13 protein-coding genes are annotated in these 17,877 nt (G+C 70.4%); 7 read left to right on the top strand and 6 right to left on the bottom strand.

The features are described from left to right. Nucleotides 1–458: 458 nt before the first annotated feature. Nucleotides 459–1,256: a DUF2189 domain-containing protein gene (locus ML01_RS14300; protein WP_058556069.1), complete on the bottom strand. Its 798-nt coding sequence runs from the start codon at nucleotides 1,254–1,256 to the stop codon at nucleotides 459–461. Between the two features lie 1,083 nt (nucleotides 1,257–2,339). Here ML01_RS14300 and ML01_RS14295 point away from each other — a divergent pair. The 5 genes from ML01_RS14295 to ML01_RS14275 all read left to right on the top strand — a co-directional run bounded on the left by ML01_RS14295 (nucleotide 2,340) and on the right by ML01_RS14275 (nucleotide 8,380). Then, nucleotides 2,340–4,847 carry an ATP-binding protein gene (locus ML01_RS14295; RefSeq protein WP_058556068.1) on the top strand — a complete coding sequence of 836 codons (2,508 nt, stop codon included), beginning with the start codon at nucleotides 2,340–2,342 and terminating at the stop codon, nucleotides 4,845–4,847. Between the two features lie 47 nt (nucleotides 4,848–4,894). Next, nucleotides 4,895–5,602: a HAMP domain-containing histidine kinase gene (locus tag ML01_RS14290; protein WP_058556067.1), complete on the top strand. Its 708-nt coding sequence runs from the start codon at nucleotides 4,895–4,897 to the stop codon at nucleotides 5,600–5,602. A gap of 368 nt (nucleotides 5,603–5,970) precedes the next feature. Next, entirely contained in the window at nucleotides 5,971–6,606 is a 636-nt protein-coding gene (locus ML01_RS14285) for an AAA family ATPase (RefSeq protein ID WP_058556066.1), read from the top strand. Nucleotides 6,607–6,905: 299 nt separating this feature from the next. Beyond that, the gene (locus ML01_RS14280; protein ID WP_058556084.1) at nucleotides 6,906–7,376 is read left to right on the top strand and encodes a hypothetical protein; all 471 of its coding nucleotides are present in this window, start codon (nucleotides 6,906–6,908) and stop codon (nucleotides 7,374–7,376) included. Between the two features lie 65 nt (nucleotides 7,377–7,441). Next, nucleotides 7,442–8,380 (top strand): 5'-nucleotidase, encoded by a 939-nt coding sequence (locus ML01_RS14275; RefSeq protein WP_058556083.1) that lies wholly within the window; start codon nucleotides 7,442–7,444, stop codon nucleotides 8,378–8,380. A 465-nt stretch (nucleotides 8,381–8,845) separates the two neighbouring features. Here ML01_RS14275 and ML01_RS14270 read toward each other — a convergent pair whose 3' ends face one another. The 3 genes from ML01_RS14270 to ML01_RS14260 form a co-directional block, all read right to left on the bottom strand. Further along, nucleotides 8,846–10,657 (bottom strand): EAL domain-containing protein, encoded by a 1,812-nt coding sequence (locus ML01_RS14270; RefSeq protein WP_058556065.1) that lies wholly within the window; start codon nucleotides 10,655–10,657, stop codon nucleotides 8,846–8,848. 404 nt (nucleotides 10,658–11,061) lie between these two features. Continuing rightward, nucleotides 11,062–12,087, bottom strand: coding sequence for an EF-P beta-lysylation protein EpmB (epmB, locus tag ML01_RS14265; RefSeq protein WP_058556064.1), 1,026 nt, complete (start codon nucleotides 12,085–12,087; stop codon nucleotides 11,062–11,064). Next, a complete protein-coding gene (locus tag ML01_RS14260) occupies nucleotides 12,080–13,441 on the bottom strand; it encodes an MFS transporter (protein WP_058556063.1) in 1,362 nt (453 codons plus the stop codon). Before ML01_RS14260 ends, epmB begins: the two co-directional genes overlap by 8 nt. Nucleotides 13,442–13,682: 241 nt before the next feature. Between ML01_RS14260 and ML01_RS14255 the strand changes: the two genes are divergently transcribed. Next, a complete protein-coding gene (locus ML01_RS14255; RefSeq protein WP_058556082.1) occupies nucleotides 13,683–14,147 on the top strand; it encodes an SRPBCC family protein in 465 nt (154 codons plus the stop codon). Nucleotides 14,148–14,290: 143 nt separating this feature from the next. Further along, nucleotides 14,291–14,737: a PAS domain-containing protein gene (locus ML01_RS14250; RefSeq protein WP_058556062.1), complete on the top strand. Its 447-nt coding sequence runs from the start codon at nucleotides 14,291–14,293 to the stop codon at nucleotides 14,735–14,737. 16 nt (nucleotides 14,738–14,753) lie between these two features. Here ML01_RS14250 and ML01_RS14245 read toward each other — a convergent pair whose 3' ends face one another. Then, nucleotides 14,754–16,535 (bottom strand): BatD family protein, encoded by a 1,782-nt coding sequence (locus tag ML01_RS14245; protein WP_058556061.1) that lies wholly within the window; start codon nucleotides 16,533–16,535, stop codon nucleotides 14,754–14,756. Next, complete coding sequence (locus tag ML01_RS14240; RefSeq protein ID WP_082674286.1) at nucleotides 16,532–17,860, bottom strand: Coenzyme F420 hydrogenase/dehydrogenase, beta subunit C-terminal domain; 1,329 nt, start codon at nucleotides 17,858–17,860, stop codon at nucleotides 16,532–16,534. Before ML01_RS14240 ends, ML01_RS14245 begins: the two co-directional genes overlap by 4 nt. Nucleotides 17,861–17,877 lie beyond the last annotated feature (17 nt).

The raw sequence follows: 17,877 nt of genomic DNA, 5'->3' as shown, positions 1-17,877 counted from the left end.
CCGGAGCCCTGGCCGGAGAGCCGACCTCCAGGTCGGCTCGCGATAGTGGTGCACGCCGCGCTGTCGGTGTTGACCTGGAGGTCAACACTCCAGTCAAGGCGCCCGGCCGGAGCCCGGCCTGGCCTGGCCTGGCCTGGCCGGAGAGCCGACCTCCAGGTCGGCTCGCGATATCGGTGCATGCCGCGCTGTCGGTGTTGACCTGGAGGTCAACACTCCAGTCAAACACTCCAGTCAAACACGCCAGTCAAACACGCCAGTCAAACACGCCAGTCAAACACTCCAGTCAAACACTCCAGTCAAACACGCCAGTCAAACACGCCAGTCAAACACGCCAGTCAAAACCTCGGTCAGAACTCCAACGAAACCCCGGTTCTCAGGATCTTTCGATAGCGATTTCGATTTCGATTTCGATCCCGACGCACTTGGCCTAGGGGCCAGGAGCCCCTGGCACCTAGCACCTAGTCGCTAGCACCTTCCTCAAGGATCAACGTATCCCGGTAGGCATGCCACGTGGCATAGCCGAGCCAGGGCACGACGACGATGAGGCCGATGAAGTAGAGCCCGATGCCGATGCTGGTGAGCAGGAACAAGAGCGCCGCCCACACCAGCATGCTCGGCCAGTTCTCGCCGACGGCCCGCCAGCTCGCGAAGATGGCGTTGAACACATCCACGCGCTGATCCACCAGCATCGGCAACGCCAGCGCCACCATGCGGAACAGCACCAGCGCGAGCACCAGCGCAATGCCGCCGTAGATGAGCGCGAAGGGCCAGCTCTTGCCGAACATCACCGGTAACGGCCGCACTTGGCCGTAGGTGGGCGTCACCTCGCCGAAGAAGCCGCCGAAGGTCAGGTTCGACAGCATGATCCAGTTCAGGAACACCATGACCAGCAAGAGCCCGAGCAGCGCCAGGCTCGATGCATTGAGCGACAGAATCTTGACCACCGACTGGTCGTTGTTGGGCTCCTCGCGGCGCTTCGCCATCGCAATGAGGCCGACGGACAGGATCGGCGCGATGCTGAGAAAGCCGCCGAACAGGAAGGGCACCAGCACGAAGCTGCTGGCGCCGAAGGTGAGATACACCATCAGGAAGGCCAGCGCCGCGACACCGGCGCCGTAGGCGGCACTGACCCGCGGCATCGCAACAAGGTCGGCGAATCCGCGCGACAGCCAGGTCAGCGGACGCAGCATGCTCAGATGCGGGATGTGGTAGGCACGGTGCGGGGTCTGCGCCGTGGAGAGGTGGTAAGTGGTCATGGGCAACCTCCGGGTCTGGTGCTGGCGCGGGTGGCGAGCGCAGCGGCGCGTCACCCGCCGGGTATCCGAAGGTGAAGCAAGCGTTGAGCCAGATGGGAAGGGGCGAGGGCCGAGGGCCAAGCGAACCCTCCTCGGCCCTTGGCCCTCGGGTGTTGACTGGAGTGTTGACTGGAGTGTTGACTGGAGTGTTGACCTCCAGGTCAACACGGCGACAGAGCGGGGTGCGCTGGTGTCGCGAGGAGGAGCCGACCGGGAGGTCGGCTCTCCGGCCAGGCCAGGCCAGGCCAGGCCAGGCCAGGCTCCGGCTCGGCTGCCGGCGGGCTTTCGATAGCGATGGGCACGACTCGTCGGTCTAAGCGAAGCCTCGTTAGCCCCTAGCCCCTTCCTCCTAGCTCCTAGCCCCTTCCTCCTGGCTCGCCGCAGCGAATGGCGTCGGGGCTCAGCTCTAGCAGGCAGGGGCTCCAGCGCCCGGCGACTCGGCACTGGAGCTCCAGGCACCAACCGTCCGCCAGGCGCCCTAGCGCGAGGTCGCGGGCGGGGATGTGCAGCTCGCCGAGCAGCGTGCCGATGACGGCGCGGGCGTGCTCCGTGCTTCCGCCGCCGGGGTAGTCAGACCGGCCTATGGTCAGCTCGCGTCCGGTGCGCTCGGTTCGGGCCGAGGCAGGGACTGTTGGTTCGCCATCGTCTCAATTCCTGTGGGTGGGCATGGGATGGAATCCAGCGTGACGCAGCCGCCATGCCAGCGGCCGGGCGGCGCGCGCAAGCGCAGCGACGGTTGCAGGCACCCGCGCCGGGTGCGCATGCAGCCGGTCGCGCTGCCGGCGGGTCGCGATCAGGCTCGCGCCGACTGCGGCTGTCGGCTCCGCCGCGCGTTGCCACCGCCGGGCGACGCCCGGCGCCCGGAATCTTGACCCATCGGCCCGTGCTGCCTAAGTTCAAGCGCGGAATGCGTCCGGACGCTGCGGTTCCTGCTGCTGCCGCCGACCCCGGCTCCGGTCCGTCGCTGACAGCAGCACGAGCCCCCAGCCTCAAGCAAAAAAGCCCTCCATAAGCCGCTCCATAAGCCCCTCCATAAGCCCCTCCATGAGCATCATCGCTGGAACGCTCGTCGTCGGCAGCGGCTTCGCAGATCGTCTGGCGGAGGCGGCCGACGGTGCTGCCGCGACCCCGGCCCCGACCCCGCCCCCGACCTTCGGCTTCGATTGGGACCTGGTCTGCGATGTCATCCGGCGCGATGACGCCGGCCGGCAACTGCTCGGCGTCGGCGCCCTGGTGGAGTCCGGGGCAGACTTTCTGGGGCGTGTGCATCCGGCCGATCGAGACGCGCTGCACGCTGCCCTCGCCGCCACCACGGCCGCGGCACCCACCTACCGCGTGCGCTACCGCCTGAGGGTTGATCCCGGCGGTGAGCGCGTTGTCGAGGACCACGGCCGCGCGCGCTTCGATGCCGCCGGCGGGCGCATCGGCGCCAGCGTGATCAGTGCCGACATCACGGCGCAGGTGTGCGCCGACGCGGACAACGCCCGCCGGCTCGATCTGCTCGCCGAGGTCATGGACCGGCTGCCGGCCATGGTCATGGTCTACGACAGCGATTTCGCCAACCTGCGCGTCAATCGCAGCATGACGCGCGTCCTCGGCTGGAGCCGAAGCGACCTCGCGGACGCCGCCGACCCCCTCGCGCTGTGGTGGCCGCAGGCGGGCGAGCGCGCCCACGCCCGCACCGCGCTGCTGCGCGCCGGCGGCGGCTGGACGGACCTGCCAATGACCGACTGCGACGGTGCCCGGGTGGATGTCGTCTGGGCCAGCGCCGCGCTGCTCGACGGCCGCCGCGTGGCGGTGGGCATCGACGTGCGCGAGCAGCGCCGCACCGAGCGTCGCCTGGCGGAGATCGAGCAGCGCTTTCGCACCATGGCCGAAACGGTGCCGGACATCCTGTTCATCGCTGACCCCAAGGCCCGCGCCGAGTACCTGAACGAGCGCTTCTACAGCGTCACGGGGATGGTGTCCGGGGCCGGCCTCGGCCACGGCTGGATGGCGGTCCTGCACCCGGATGACCGTGAGGGCGTCTGTGCCGCCTGGGATGCGGCGGTCGTCGCCGATGCACCGCTGCGCATCCGCTACCGGCTGCGCTGTGTGGACGGTGTCTACCGCTGGTGGGAGGCCCGCGCGCGGCTGATGGCGGTGCCGTCGGCCGATCCTGACGCTGCCCCGGCCTGGTTCGGGGCGGCATCGGACATCGACGAGCTGGTGCGCGCGCAGCAGGCGCTCACCGACGCGGACCGCCAAAAGGACGACTTTCTGGCCATCCTCGGTCACGAGCTGCGCAACCCCATGGCGCCGCTGCAGCACGCGGTGGACCTAATGCGCCTGCTCAGCCCCGCCGATGCGAAGCTGCGCTGGAGCATCGATATGGTGGAGCGCCAGGCGCGGCAAATGGACCGCCTGCTGGACGATTTGCTCGATATCTCCCGCGTCGTCCGCGGCAAGCTCCGGCTGGCGCGCCGCGTCGTCGCCCTGAACGAGATCATCGAGCAGGCCATCGACGCTTCCCAGCCGGAGCTGGAGGCGCGCGGGCATCGGTTCGATATCGAGCTGCCGGACACGCCGGTCTACCTGGACGCGGACCCGGCGCGCCTCGCCCAGGTGTTGACCAACCTGCTCAATAACGCCGCAAAGTACACCCCAGCGGGTGGTCATGTGCGGCTGTCCGCGGAGGCGCAGCCGGGCACCGTGGTGCTGCGGGTCGCGGACAACGGCGACGGCATCGACGCGGAGCTGCGCACCAACCTCTTCCAGATCTTCACCCAGGGCCGGCATCGGCTGGAGCGCACCGGAGGCAGCAGCAGGTCCGGGCTGGGTCTCGGGCTCGCCATTGCGGCGCGGCTCGCGGAGCTGCACGGCGGGCGTATCGAGGTGGACAGCGCCGGGCCGGGGCGCGGCTCCACCTTCAGCCTGTTCCTGCCCAGTGTCGCGGCCCCGGCGGCGACGCCCAGGCGACGCAAGGCCCCTGCCCAGACGCCGCACGGGCTGCGCGTGCTGGTGGTGGATGACAACGCCGATGCGGCGGACGGCATGGCCATGCTGCTGTCCGCGCTCGGCCACGAGGTCCAGGTCTGCCGCAGCGGGCCCGAGGCCCTGGCTGCCGCACCGCGTTTTCGCCCGCGCGTGGTGCTGCTCGATCTGGGCATGGACGGCATGGACGGGTTCGAAACGGCACGCCGCTTGCGTTCACTCGAAAGCGCCGGTTGGCGGGATGCCTCCGGCACTGATGCCGCCTCGTCGTGTGCGGGATCAACAGGCGCGGAAGGCGGTCCTGCTGTTGAGACCCGGGACGTGGGTCATGTAGAGTCCCCTGCGGTCGGGCCGGCAGCGCCCGATATGAGTGGCTCAGCCGTGGACACAGGGCCTATGGGCGCACCGATGCTCCTGGCGGCGGTGTCCGGCTATGGTGACGCCCGGGTCCGTGAGCGCGGTCGCGCCGCCGGCTTCGACCGGCATTTCACGAAACCCGTGGGTCGACAGGCGCTGATGGAGCTCTTCTGCGAGGCCGCGCGCGGCGACAGGCCAAAGGAGGGCACAGCCGGCAACTGAGCATGGCGCCGAGCGGGCGGCGACGACGTACACCGAAGATACCTTTAATGACCCAGCGCACAGCAGGCGACGGACAATACACCCACCCCGGCGGCAGCGCGGGTGCGGGCGCGCCGAGCCCGGTGATCGAGCGCCTCGTGGACTTGGAGCGGCGTTCTCTCCTCGCCGAGCAGGCCCGGCAGCAGGCGCACTTGCTACGCACGCCGCTCAGCGTCATCGACCTGATCGCCGAGACCCTGCAGCTCGAAACCGACGATGCCACGCGGGGCGAGCGCCTGGCGCGCATCCAGGGCGCGGCGACGACGCTGACCACCAAGCTCTCGGACATGGTCCACGCCAACCGCTTCGGCGATGGCCCGGTGCGTCGCTGCGACGTGAGCGCCCTGGCGGCGGACATCGTCCGCGCGTTTGGCGGTGATGTGGTGGTTGGCAGCGACCACGGCGATATGGTGCCGGTGGAGCGGGGGAGCTTTGAGGCGGCGGTGGTGCACGTGCTCCGGCTCATCGGCGTTGGCACCGACTGCAACGGCGCCTGCAACCAGCGCCCGCAACTGCGGGTGGAGGCGCGCGACGGCATGCTGCTGCTGTCGCTGGCGGCCGTCGGCGATGCGCCCCCGGACGTACCGCGGGAGCGCGCGGACTTCAAGCTCATGGCCCAGGCCGCGGAACGCACCGCGCAGGACCACGGCGGCAGGCTGAGCCTAAAGCCCGCGAGCGCCGTCATCGAGCTGCCGCAGGCCGAGGCCGCTGACTAGATTCCTTTACGGCAACAAAAGCTTGCAGATGAATCAGGTTTCATGGCGACAAGGCGCTTGAAGGGCCGAGGGCCGAGGGCCAAGGGCCAAGGGAGCCCTCCCTCGGCCCTCGGCCCTTTGCGTCGGACTGGCGAGGCGCGTCGGGATCGGGGTCGGGATCGCTATCGCTATCGAAATCGAACCGGGTGCTACTCGATCCCGAGACCGATCCCGATCCCGATCCCGATCCCGATTTCGATATCGATGAGCATGGCTCGTCGAGCCTCGTTTAGGCAGCAACCCACGCTTTCGGCCCTCATCCCTCGGTCCTTGGCCCTTCCGTCATGTATTCTTGCGCACGGTTCGGCCACCGCAGGGGTATCGCGTCGATGATCACGGTGATTGGGTCCCTTAAAGGGGGCTCCGGGAAAAGCACGCTCACGTTCAACCTGGGCGTCTGGCTGGCCATGGCTGACATGGACGTCCAGCTCATCGACGCCGATCCCCAGGCGACGCTGCTCGACGTGACCGAGGTGCGGGCCGAGGAGGGCTTCCAGCCCAAGCTGCTGGTGCGCGATCGCAGCGCGTTGACGGCCGAGGGGCTCGCCGAGCACGAGGAGACGCTCATCGATATCGGCACCGCCGACATGGACGCCATGCGCACGGCGCTGTCGTTTTGCCAGCGGGTCGTGCTGCCGGTGCCGCCGTCGCAGGCTGATATCTGGTCGGCTCAGCGCTTCGCGCGCTTGGTGCGCTCGGTGGAGGCGCAGGGCGCGGCGCCGGAGATCATTGGCTTCATCAATCGCGGCGACACCCATCACGCGGTGCGCGAGACCAACGAGGCGGCGGCGGCGCTGGTGTCGCTGCCGGACGTGCGCTTCATCAAGCCGCGGCTGTCGCAGCGCACGGTGTTTCGACGCTCCTTCAGCGAGGGGCTCGCGGTGTTCGAGCTGGAGCCACGCGGCAAGGGTGCGAAGGAGTTCTATGCGCTGGCCGCGACGCTGTTCCCGCACCTCCTCAGTTGAGGGCGGTCCAGACAATGCCCGCCGCCGATACCGGGTAATCAACCATGGCCCTTGGGTCTTGTCATGGGAATTCCGAGCGCTTGTGTTAGTCTCTCAACCCTTACGCCTGTCAAGCGCTGAGGCGGTGGGTTCGACGAGCCCGCCTTCCGGGCGCCGCTGACGCATAACGACATTCCACTGAGGCAGATAAGGCGATGGCGCATTCCAACTCCGATTCCCGGCAGGGCGGCCCCGGCGGGGCGGGGCCTGGTCAGCAGTTCGGCCCGGGCGGAAACGCCGACGAGCGCCGCGCCCCGGGCATGCCGCCGGCCGATGCGAGCGACCCTCAGACCAACGCGTACGCCATGGATCGGCTGTCCCAGGCCTTCGAGAACAGTGCGCGGCGCTGGGAGCTCATCGTCTATCCGTCGCTGTTCGCGTTCATCATCCTCGCGGCCTACGGCTTCTACCTGGTGTTCAGCCTCGCCAAGGACGTGCACTACCTGGCCATCAGCGTCGATTCCAACATGACCGTGATGGCGAGCAACATGCAGTCCATCTCCGACAACATGGGCCAGATGAGCTCCAACGTGCGCACGATGGCCGTGGGCGTGGACTCCATGGCGCGTGACGTGAGCGTGCTGGAGCCGATGCTGACGACCATGCAGGGCATGGACCATTCCATGCAGTCCATGACCGTCACCACGGCGACCATGCGCGACGACCTCGGCGGCATGAATCGCAGCATCGGCCGGCCGATGCACTTCATGAACTCCTTCATGCCGTGGTGAGCAGGCCCTCGTGAGCAGGCCCTCGTGAGCAGGCCCTCGTGAGCAGGCCCGATCTGCTGAATCCGCTGACGGCTCTCACCCCCGCGCCCGAGTCGCTCGCGTCGACGGAGCCCATCCGCCTCGTCGTCGCCATCTCCTCGCGCGCGCTATTCGATCTGGACGAGTCCCACCGCGTCTTCATGGAGGAGGGCGTGGAGGCATACCACGCCTACCAAGTCGCGCGCGAGAACGAGGTGCTGGAGCCGGGCGTCGCCTTCTCGCTGGTGCAGAAGCTGTTGGCGCTCAATGGGCGCTTGGGCGAGGGCGGGCGGGTGGAGGTCATCTTGCTGTCGCGCAACAGCTCCGACACGGGGCTTCGGGTGTTTAACTCCATCCGACACCATGGGCTCGACATCACCCGCGCGGCCTTCTCGGGCGGCGCGAGCCCGTATCGCTACGTGGGTGCCTTCGGTGCGCATCTGTTCTTGTCCGCCGACCCGGACGACGTGCGCTGTGCGCTCGCCGCGGACTGTGCGGCGGCGACCCTGGTGCCCGCCCCGGCGCATGCGCGCGGGGCCGAGGATGGGCCGGTGCGCATCGCCTTCGACGGCGACGCCGTGCTGTTCTCCGACGAAGCCGAGCGGGTCTACCGCAGTGCCGGGCTTGCGGCGTTCAATGCCCAGGAGGTCGCGAGTGCGTCGGTGCCGCTGTCCGCGGGGCCGTTCAAGGGTTTTCTCGCGGCGTTACAGCGTATCCAGGCGCTGTTTCCGCCGCGGGATGCGCCGCTGCGCACCGCGCTGATCACGGCGCGCGGTGCGCCGTCGCATGAGCGCGTGATCCGCACGCTCCGGGACTGGGGTATCCGCATCGACGAGGCCTTGTTCCTGGGCGGGCTGCCGAAGGCCGGGTTTCTGGAGGCCTTCGACGCGGACATTTTCTTCGACGACCAGGAGAGCCACTGCGCCGATGCGCGCGGGCGCATCGCCACAGGGCATGTCCCGCACGGCATCGCGAACGGCGGTTGAGCCTACCCCGGACGGCCGCTGTGCCTTGCTAGCCCCTAGCCCCTAGCCCCTAGAAGTTTCGACGGGCCGTCCGACCGGCCAGGCGCGTCGGGATCGAAATCGAACCGAGTGCCAAGCGATCCCGATCCCGATCCCGATTTCGATAGCGATTTCGATTTCGATTTCGATGAGGCGAGGGCTGGAGAGCCGACCTCCCGGTCGGCTCGGCAGTCGCGACTCAGTATCCCGCTCTGTGGCCGTGTTGACCTGGAGGTCAACACTCCAGTCAATACTCCGGTCAACACTCCGGTCAACACTCCGGTCAACGCTCCAGTCAACGCTCCGGTCAACGCCCGTCAACTCCGCGCACGTTCGATTACGACCACGCACGCTTACGACAATGGCAGCGACGAAATCACGGTCTCGGGAGTTCGGCAGCGAAGCACTGCCCCTAGCTCCTAGCCCCTAGCCTCTAGCTCCTAGCTCCTAGCTCCTATCCCCGATGCTGGTCTGCGGCAGCTCGAGGGTCGTCTCCGCGGCCTGAATGTAGTCGCCCTGCACGTACTCGACGCCCGCGTCCCATAGCAGGTTCAGCGCGCGGGCGTCCTCGACGCCGGTGATGATGGTGCGCACGTTGCGCGCCTTGGCCAGCCGGACCAACTCCAGCAGGCGCACCTGCTTGTCCTTGTCGTGCGACAGCCCGTCCACCAGCGACGGCGCGAACTTGACGAAGTCCGGCCTGCCGACGCTGCCGCTGTCGTCGGCGTCCACCAGCCCGTGCTGGTTGACGCAGATGCGGCACTGGATGTCCTTGAGCCCGGCGGCCAGCGTCCCCCAGGCGTCGGATTGTCGCAGGGTTTCGCGCTCCTGCATCTGGAAGGTGACCCAGCTACCACGCAGGTCGAACTCCCGCAGCGCATCGCAGATCCAGATCAGCAGGCCCTCGTCGGCCACGATGTCCGCGGACAGGCTGACGAAGAAAGCGGCCTTCTCGCCGCGGCGCCGGCGTTGGGAGAGCAGCGTGAAGGCCTTGCGCATGACCCAGCGGTCGATGTCCGCCAGCCGGCCGGTGCCGGCGGCGGAGCGGATGATGTCGGCCGCGTTGGTGAAGGTGCCGTCGGGCCGACGCAGGCGCACGAGCACGCTGTAGTGTTCGCGGCTGTCGCCCATCAGGCTGACGATGGGCTGGAAGGCGAGCACGAAGCCCTCGCCCTCCAGCGCGGCCTGGATGCGGGCCGTGAGCCCATCCTCGACGATGACCTCACCCGTGGCGCCGCTCGTGGCGGTCGATCGGAGCTGCGGCGGGCCGCCGCGCGCGTACGCCTCGACGCTCACATCCGGCTCCAGCAGATCGAGCCCTTCGCTGGCGTCGGCGATGCTGCTGTCGGGGGCGTCGGCGAGGGTCCAGGACGCTGCCTGGGACAGCGACTGTCCGGCCAGCGCCGAGGGCGGCGGGCCCGCATCCGCGAGCGTGCGGTCGAGCAGGTCAGCCGCCGCACCGGCACCGGGCGTGACCTTGCCGAGCCCGACGCTCAGGCGCACCGGCGCGGGCGCTGCCGCGGCGGCTTCGAGCAGGCGGCGGCGCAGCGGTTGGAGCCCAGCCGCGTTGATGTCCTCGCTCAGCACGGCCAGGGCATCGTCGGCGACACGGAAGACCCGGCTGTCCGCCGGCGCCGCCGCGCCGAGCTGGTCATGGAGCGTGTGCATCAGGCTTGCCGCCGCGGCGAATCCCTGCTCTCGCCGCAGCCGCGCATAGTCGTCAACCACCACCAGCGCGAGCGCCGCGGTGCGCTCCACCGGGCTTGCATCATCGGCGAGGACGGCGAGGCGCTGCAGCAGCAGGCCGCGCTCATCGGTGCGGGCGGCGCTGTCATCCATGAGCCCCTCCGCGCGCGCCGCGCCGCGGCCCGTGGGCGTGAGCGTCACCGTCAGGCCCTGGCCGCCCTGGAGCGGCAGCAGCGTGGCCGTCACCTCGGCCGCGAAGGCCGGACCCTCCGCCGGGATAAAGGTCATGCTCTCGCGCGTGCTGTCGTCGACATCGAGCAGCAGCGCCCGGCCGAGCAAGGCCCGCAGCGACTTGGCCGACTCCGGTGCGGCGAAGTCCGCGAAGGGTCGCGGCACGCTTGCTGCCTCCGGCGGCAGCGCGAGCAAGGCCCGCAGCGCCGCGTTCAGGTACAGCACGTTGCCGTCACAGAGCAGCGCCAGCGGCGCCTCGACCCGGTCGGCGATGGCGCAGAGGGCGTCGGGTGCGCCGCCGAGGGCGGTGGTGCTCGATGGGCGTTCGGACTCAAGGGACATTGCGCTGGGGCGGACTCGCGGAGGTTCCGGGATGAATCGTTGTCGTCCTCGTAATGTCGGACGACGTGGCGAAACGACAGCGCGCAGAGACTTGGGCTCCGCTGCCGGGCCGCGGCGCTGCCGGGCTAGATTGCTTGACGGCGCCGGATGTTTGCAGAAGAGTCAAGTTTCAACGGGGCGTCGGACTGGCGAGGCGCGTCGCGTCGGGATCGCTATCGAAATCGAAATCGAAATCGAAATCGAAATCGAACCGAGTGCCACCCGATCCCGATCCCGTTCCCGTTCCCGATCCCGTTCCCGATAGCGACGAGCACGCCTCGTCGGTCTGAGGCGAAGCCTCGTTAGGACATTCCCCGAGGATTATCTACGGTAACCACCCACCGCGGAAACTGCGCAACGGTGCGTCAGAGGAGCGGCAGCTTGCACGGGGCCGCCGGGGTCTCCCGCACCAGCAGCGGCGTCAGGTAGCCGGGCAGACGCGCGCGCAGCCCCGCGGCGAGGCGCCGCGCCTCGGCGTCGGCGACGGCGAAGTGCGCCGCCCCGGCGACGCGGTCGAGCTGGTGCAGGTAGTAGGGCAGCACGCCGCAGTCGAACAGCCGCTCGCTGAGCTCGGCCAGCGTATCCACGCAATCGTTGACGCCGGCGAGCAGCACGCTCTGGTTCAGCACCGGCAGCCCGGCCGCGCGCAGCGCCGCGAGCCCCCGCGCGGCGGCGTCGCCGAGCTCGTTGGCGTGATTTGCGTGGATGACGACCAGGGTGCGCTGCGGCTGGTCCTCGAGGAGCCTGCACAGCGCCGGTGTCACGCGGCTCGGCAGCACCACGGGCAGGCGGGTATGGATGCGGATGCGCTTGAGGTGCGCAATCCCGGCGAGCCGCGCGAACAGGGCGCCGAGCGCCGCGTCGTCGAGCAGGAGCGGATCACCGCCGCTTAGGATCAGCTCGTGCACGTCTGCTGCCGCCGCCAGCTCGGCGAGCACGCCGTCCCGGGCGCCGCGGGCGGGTCCATCGGTGTACGGGAAATGCCGGCGGAAGCAGTAGCGGCAGTGCACGGCGCAGCCGCCGGTGGCCACGAGCAGCGCCCGGCCGGGGTACTTGCGCAGCAGGCCGGCCTCGGTGCGGGCAGCCTGCTCGGCGAGCGGGTCTGGGCCGAAGCCGGCCACGTCGGCGAGCTCGGCGGTCAGCGGCAGCACTTGGCGCAGCAGCGGGTCCGCGAGCTCCCCGGGGCGCATCAGCGCCGCGAAGCCGCGCGGCACCAGGAGCGGGAAGTCCGCCGTGCCGCCGAGCACGCCGGCGCGTGCCGTGAGCGGGATGTCGAGATAATCCAGCAGCGCGTCGGCGCGCGTGAAGGCGTCCTTCAGCTCGCGCTGCCAGGTCGCGACGCCGCCGTCGGCCGCGTGCGGGGCGCCGCCGACGCCGGCGCGCTCAACCATGCTCGTCGGACACCTCGCGCAGCCCCAGGGCGTACGCCGCCACCAGCAGCGCGCCGATGCTGAGCACCAGGATCAGCGTCGCCGTGTCGTAGAGGTCCGCGAGCAACCCGATGAGCCCGCCGAGCAGCATCATGACGCCGATGATGGTGTTGGACACCGCCACCATCGCGGCGCGGTTGTCGTTGCTCGCCATGTCCACGAGGTAGACCTTGCGGCCGATGCGAACGCCCGCGTGGGCGACGTTGACGAGCAGAAACAGCCCCGCCAGCGCATAGGTCAGCACCAGCGGCCCCGGCTCCAGCCGGGCGACGACCCAGGTGGCAATGCCGGTGACGCCGCCCAAGGCGGCGGCGAGCACCAGCACGAGCCGCGCCGAGCGGTCGCTGAACCGGCCCCAGAGCGGTGCGCTGACGGCGCTTGCAAGCCCGCTCGCGATGATCAGGAGCCCGAGCCCGGACAGCGCCGAGTCGGACGCACGCTGCAGCAGCAGCACGTAGAACGGCGGCACCAGCGCGAGGGTCAGGAGGCCGATGCGGGTCAGCAGGTAGCGGCGGAAGTCCGGGTCGGTGCGCAGCAGGTCGAGGCTCGCCAGCGCTTCGGTGAGCGCGTTGCCGCCGCCCGCGGTGGCGCCCGGCTGCTCGCGGATGGCCCCGAACACGAGCGCGCCGAGCACGAACATCAGCGCGCCGGCGCCGAGCAGCACGGCGTAGACCAGCCGCTCCGCGTCCGCGTCGGTTACGAAGCCGAGCCCGAGGCCGAGCGCCAGCGTCGCACCGCCGGCGATGCCCGCCGACCAGCCCATGAGGCGCCCGCGCCGGGACTTCGACACGGTCTTGCCGAGCACGTCCTTGGCCGACACCGAGCAGAGCCCGCGGGCGAGGCTCAGCACCACCAGCAGCGCAATGATGGTCCAGCCCGCCGCGGCGCCGCTCTGCGTCAGCGCCGCCAGCGCGATGGCGCCCAGTCCGAGCGCGCTCAACAGCGCGCCCAAGATCCACACGGGCTTGCGCAGCGGCATGCGCCGGATGTAGGCCGCCACCGCGAGCTGCGGCAGCAGCACGCCGGCCTCGCGAATCGGCACCAGCAGGCCAACGAGCACGGCCGGCGCACCCAGGGCGCCGAGCAGCCAGGGCAGCACGAGCTTGGCGCTGGAGAGGTCATCGGCGACCTTGCTCAGCAGGTTCGCGACCAGATAGGCGAAGAAGTTCCGCGGTTGCTCGTGGCAGGACTCCGGCGGGATATCCTTGCACACGCGGGCGTCCTCGTCGCCGGTGACGAGGTCGTACAACTGGCCGAGGGTGCCGGGCGGCGCAACCCGGGCAGGGCCGTCGATCGGCAAGAGGGTCTGATTCATAATGCGTTCGGAACCGCTGTGGTCCGCAGGGGTCGCAAGACAAATCGGTTCGGCGACTTGTCCCGGGGCGACCAACCTGCCATGTTTCTCCCGGCACGGGCCGGATGCCCGATGATTCGTCACTGACGCCGATGCGTCACTGTCGCCAAGATGCGGCACATCGCGCAACGGGAGAACGCAACCACTCGTGCGTGCGCGGGCCAGGATCGGCTTGCGCGTCCGCTTCGACGAGGAGATTGCCGTGGTCAAAGCAGAAGCGAGTATCGAGATCGAGCGGCCGCAGGATGCGGTCTATGCCTTCATCGCGGAGGAGTTCGCGCGCAACTATCCGCGCTGGTCGCCCGAGGTGAAGGAGCTGCGCATAGTGTCCAACGGGCCCATGCGCGTCGGCAGCATCGCCCGGCAGGTGCGCGTGGACCAGGGCCGGCGCACGGAGTCCACGTTCAAGATCACGCAGATGGAGCCGCGCAGCCGACTCACCTTTCAGGGCACGAGCGTTCCGTTCCTCGTGGATTATCGCTTCGATGCGGCGTCGCAGCATACCCGGCTCACGTTCACGTTTGAGCTGCGCCGGCTGGATCTGATGATGCGCCCGTTCGAGAAGCTGATCCGCATGGCGGTGCAGGACGGCGCCGAGCGCACGGTGCGCAACCTGAAGCGGCTGATTGAGGCCGAGTGCGCGCCGCCGGAGCAGCAGAGCGCCTGAGCCGGTGCCGCGGCGACTGACGCGGCCTGAGCCGCCCGCGGACCTGCATACAAACGCGCCGCGTGCCCGCGCCGGGCGCGCTGCCCAGATTGGCGACCACCTTTGGCGACCACCTTTGGCGACCACCTTAGACGGAGACCGCAATGAACTTCGTCGTCGAAAAAGACCCCGGCATGATCCCCAGCGTGCTGGCGGACATCTTGGACAACTGCGTCAACGGCGTGACACTGTCGGACCCGGATCTGCCGGACAACCCCATCGTTTTCGCCAACGCCGTGTTCGAGCGCATGACGGGCTACGGGCAGGACGAGATCCTCGGGCGCAACTGCCGCTTCCTGCAGGGCGATGACCGCGAGCAGCCGGGCCTGCAGGAGATCCGCGCCGCACTCGCCGAGCAGCGCCCCGTCGAGGTGACGCTGCGCAACTATCGCAAGGACGGCACGCGTTTCTACAACCGCCTCAGCATCCGGCCCCTGAAGGACCCCGACGGGCGCGTGATCTACTACCTCGGCGTGCAGTACGACGTCACCGAGCAGGTGGCGGCGCAGCAGGAGATCGCGCGGCTGACGCAGCTCCTGGGCCAGGGCTGAGGCGGCACGCGCCGGCTCAAGTGGGGCCGGCCGCGCCGCCGCCTGCCGCGAGGTTGGCGACGCGCTTCGGCACCGGGCACGCCGCCCAGGCGGCATCGGCAGGGCCGTAGAAGGCCTTGTCGAGCAGCTTGATCTCATCCGTCAGCGGCGCATCGAGGCGCAGCATGAGCTGCGAGAGGTTGCGCGGCGGCTGCTGCGGCCAGGCCAGGGCCGCCCAAGCGAGCAGCGCGGCGCGCGCGGCGGTGGCGTCGGCGCCGGCATAGGCGCGGCGTAGCGCCTCCAGCGCTGCTGCCGTGGCCTGCGATGGGCCGGCGGCGGGCGGGTCATGCGTCGGCGTCCCGGCCGGCGCCGGCACGGCTGCCCGTGCGCGGCGGCGCAGCAGCAGCCAGCCCGCGAGCGTCAGCAGCAACAGGCCGGCAGCGCCGCCGAGCAGCGGTATCCAGGGGAACGCGCCGTCGCGGGCGTCGCGGCCGTCGGGAGCGTCATCGGCGTCGGCGGCACTGCTCGCCGGCGCGGCCGGCGCGTCGTCCGCGGGCACCGGATCGATTCGGTCGCGCTCCCAGCGCGCGGCGGGGCGGCGGTCCGCCGAGGCGAAGGGCGCCACCGTCAGCGTCCAGTCCGGCAGCGCTGCCGTGCGCGCTGCGCCGGTCTCGGTATCCCACCAGTCGATGGACGGCCCCGGCAGCACATAGGCACCGGGGTCTTCCGTGCTCACCAGCACGCGCTCGGCACGGTAGCCGACGACGCCGTCCGGCGTGCGCTCGTTCCACAGCCGCGGCGGGTCGTCGCGGATGCGCAGCGGAAACGGGATGTCGAGCGGGAGCGGCGGCAGGTCCTCGGCCATCAGGCCCTCGGCGCGCAGCGTCAGCAGGCGCTCCATGCCCTGGCCCGGTGCGATGCGGACCTCCGTGGGGCCGGCCTCGGTGAGCGTCAGCGCCCGCGCGGGCAGCCAGGTGCCCGTGCGCCGCTGCGCCGGTGGGGGCTCGACCTCGATGGCCAGCGCCGGCGCCCGCTCCCGCACCGGCGCGCCACCGCCGACGGCCCAGGCATCGAAGCCGAGCCGGTCGATGACGAGGCGTCCCGGCGCCTGCGGGAACAGTGCGAACCGCTGCTCGAATACGTGCCGACCGTCCGCGTCCACCAGCCGCTGCTCGCCGAGCGGCAGCACCCGTGTATTGGCCGCCGCGGGCGGCGGCAGCCGGCCCTGCGGCGGGCCATCCGCCGAGCGCGCGCGCACGCTGAGCAGAAACTGCTGGCCGACGACGCCGACGCGCGGCGTGACGTCCGCGCTGACGCTGACCTCGATGGGCTCGGCGGGCGCCGACGCCGGCGCCGGTGCCGCGGCGCTCGGCGCCGGCAGCAGTCGGCCGTTCGGGGTCGTGGTGGCGGCGACGGTGAGCGGTAGCTCCGGGGAGGGCGCAGCGCCCAGCGCGAGCGACGGCACGCGCAGCTCGCCCGTGCGCTGCGGCAGCAAGGTCAGGATCAGCTCGTGCCGCTGGTGGCGGCGCCCGTTCACCGTGGCCTGGGTCTCGGCCCGGCGCTGTTCCAGCACGCGGAAGTCCGCGTCCAACGGGGTCAGATCGATGCGTGGCGGCAGCGGCGCTGCGCTGGTCAGGGTCAAGGTGACCGGCTGCCCGGCGGCGACGTTGTCCGCCGATAGCTCGGCCTCGACGGCCGCGCGCGCCGCGGCGCTGCCGAGCCCGAGCAGCAGGACCAACAGGCCGCGGACGAGCAGCACGCGGACCTCGGCGGCGGTGCCGCGGCGACAGCGACGCGCGACGCCCGCGGCGACGCTCATGGCGCGCGGCCGGTGTCCGCGGGCGAGCGCTCGGCCGCGGGCGGCTCCGGGCGGACGCCGCGCCCGAAGGCGGCGCGGTGGGCGTCGTCGTAGTCGGCCAGCGCGCGGTACACGTAGTCCGGCACGATGCGCGGCTCGAAGCGCGCAAAGCGCGTGCGCACGTGGTGCAGGTTGCGCAACAGCTTCATCTCGATGATGGCGCGGGCGAACTCGAGCCCGCGCGGGCCGCGATGGCGTTGCAGCCAGGCGATGAGCCTGCGGATGGGCTTCGGCGGCTTGCCCGGCGGCTTCGCGAGCATGCCGATGTAGCGCGGCACGCCGCGGGTGCGGTCGCCGGCGCTGTCGAGGTTGCCGATCTCCAGATCATCGCGCAGCAGATCCAGCAGCTCGGCGCCGCGGTCGGTGCGCACCAGCACCCACTGCCAGCCGAGCCGCGCGCCCATGTAGCCGATGGTGAGGTCGGCCAGGGTGTTGGCGTAGTCGAAGCAGGACAGGCACGCGGACGGGAAGATGCCGTCGAGCTTGTCCATCGGGAAGTCGATGTAGTTCAGGCGCTCGACGCTGCCGTCCGCGTGGCGCATGTGCAGGCTGAAGTCCTGCATAAACTCGTAGTGGACGATGGTGCTGGGGGAGCGCGAGACCTGCTCCAAGAAGAACGTCAGGTCCGGATAGGTGACGTTGTCGGAGCAGGGGATGCCGATGACGTCGAGCCGATCGAGCCCCAGGCTGTCCTCGGCGGCGCGCAGCATGTGCACCTGGCAACTGGTGGCGACCACGGCGAGGCGCTGGACGCCGGCCGCGCGCACCTCATCGAGCAGGCTCAGGTTGGGCGACAGGCAGGGCTTGTTGCCGGCGCAGGCGAAGACCTCTTCCGGGGTGCGTGCGAGCACCGGCCGCGGCGCGAAGCGGGTGCCGGGCGCCGTGGCGGCCATGAGCACCGCCTCCACGTCGCCGCGGGCGAGCAGCCGCGCCGCGAGGCTCGTGACCATGCCGGACCACTGCGCGCCGGCCACCGGCCGGCGCATGCGCGCGGCGAGCATCTGCCGGAACACGCCGAAGCGCAGCTCATCGCCGTCGCGGCGGTTGCGCCCGAACAGCCGCCGCTCGAGCTCCTCCGCCCGGTTGCGCACGAAGACGCAGGCGCGCGCCATGTCCGGCTTGAGCCAGCTATCGCAGAGGCCGCAGTCGCTGCAGAGGTTGGGGCGCCCGGCGAGGCGCTCGTCGCGGCTCAGCAGCGTCGTCTCCCGCAGCCCCTTGGAGGGTCCGCCGAGGGTCTCGGGTGCGGGCGCGGCGGCCGCGGTGGCGGCAGTGACGGAATCCTGCATGGTGGGCGGCTCGGCTG

The organism is Thiohalocapsa sp. ML1 (genome assembly GCF_001469165.1).
Lineage (GTDB): Bacteria > Pseudomonadota > Gammaproteobacteria > Chromatiales > Chromatiaceae > Thiohalocapsa.
This window is presented reverse-complemented; position numbering and strand designations above follow the sequence as displayed.

Excerpts from the sequence above, each read along its gene's own strand:
- ML01_RS14240 (WP_082674286.1), bottom strand. The coding sequence starts at position 17,860 with ATGCAGGATTCCGTCACTGCCGCCACCGCGGCCGCCGCGCCCGCACCC.
- ML01_RS14245 (WP_058556061.1), bottom strand. The coding sequence starts at position 16,535 with ATGAGCGTCGCCGCGGGCGTCGCGCGTCGCTGTCGCCGCGGCACCGCC.
- ML01_RS14250 (WP_058556062.1), top strand. The coding sequence starts at position 14,291 with ATGAACTTCGTCGTCGAAAAAGACCCCGGCATGATCCCCAGCGTGCTG.
- ML01_RS14290 (WP_058556067.1), top strand. The coding sequence starts at position 4,895 with ATGACCCAGCGCACAGCAGGCGACGGACAATACACCCACCCCGGCGGC.
- ML01_RS14280 (WP_058556084.1), top strand. The coding sequence starts at position 6,906 with ATGCCGCCGGCCGATGCGAGCGACCCTCAGACCAACGCGTACGCCATG.
- ML01_RS14260 (WP_058556063.1), bottom strand. The coding sequence starts at position 13,441 with ATGAATCAGACCCTCTTGCCGATCGACGGCCCTGCCCGGGTTGCGCCG.
- ML01_RS14295 (WP_058556068.1), top strand. The coding sequence starts at position 2,340 with ATGAGCATCATCGCTGGAACGCTCGTCGTCGGCAGCGGCTTCGCAGAT.
- ML01_RS14285 (WP_058556066.1), top strand. The coding sequence starts at position 5,971 with ATGATCACGGTGATTGGGTCCCTTAAAGGGGGCTCCGGGAAAAGCACG.
- ML01_RS14300 (WP_058556069.1), bottom strand. The coding sequence starts at position 1,256 with ATGACCACTTACCACCTCTCCACGGCGCAGACCCCGCACCGTGCCTAC.
- epmB (WP_058556064.1), bottom strand. The coding sequence starts at position 12,087 with ATGGTTGAGCGCGCCGGCGTCGGCGGCGCCCCGCACGCGGCCGACGGC.
- ML01_RS14270 (WP_058556065.1), bottom strand. The coding sequence starts at position 10,657 with ATGTCCCTTGAGTCCGAACGCCCATCGAGCACCACCGCCCTCGGCGGC.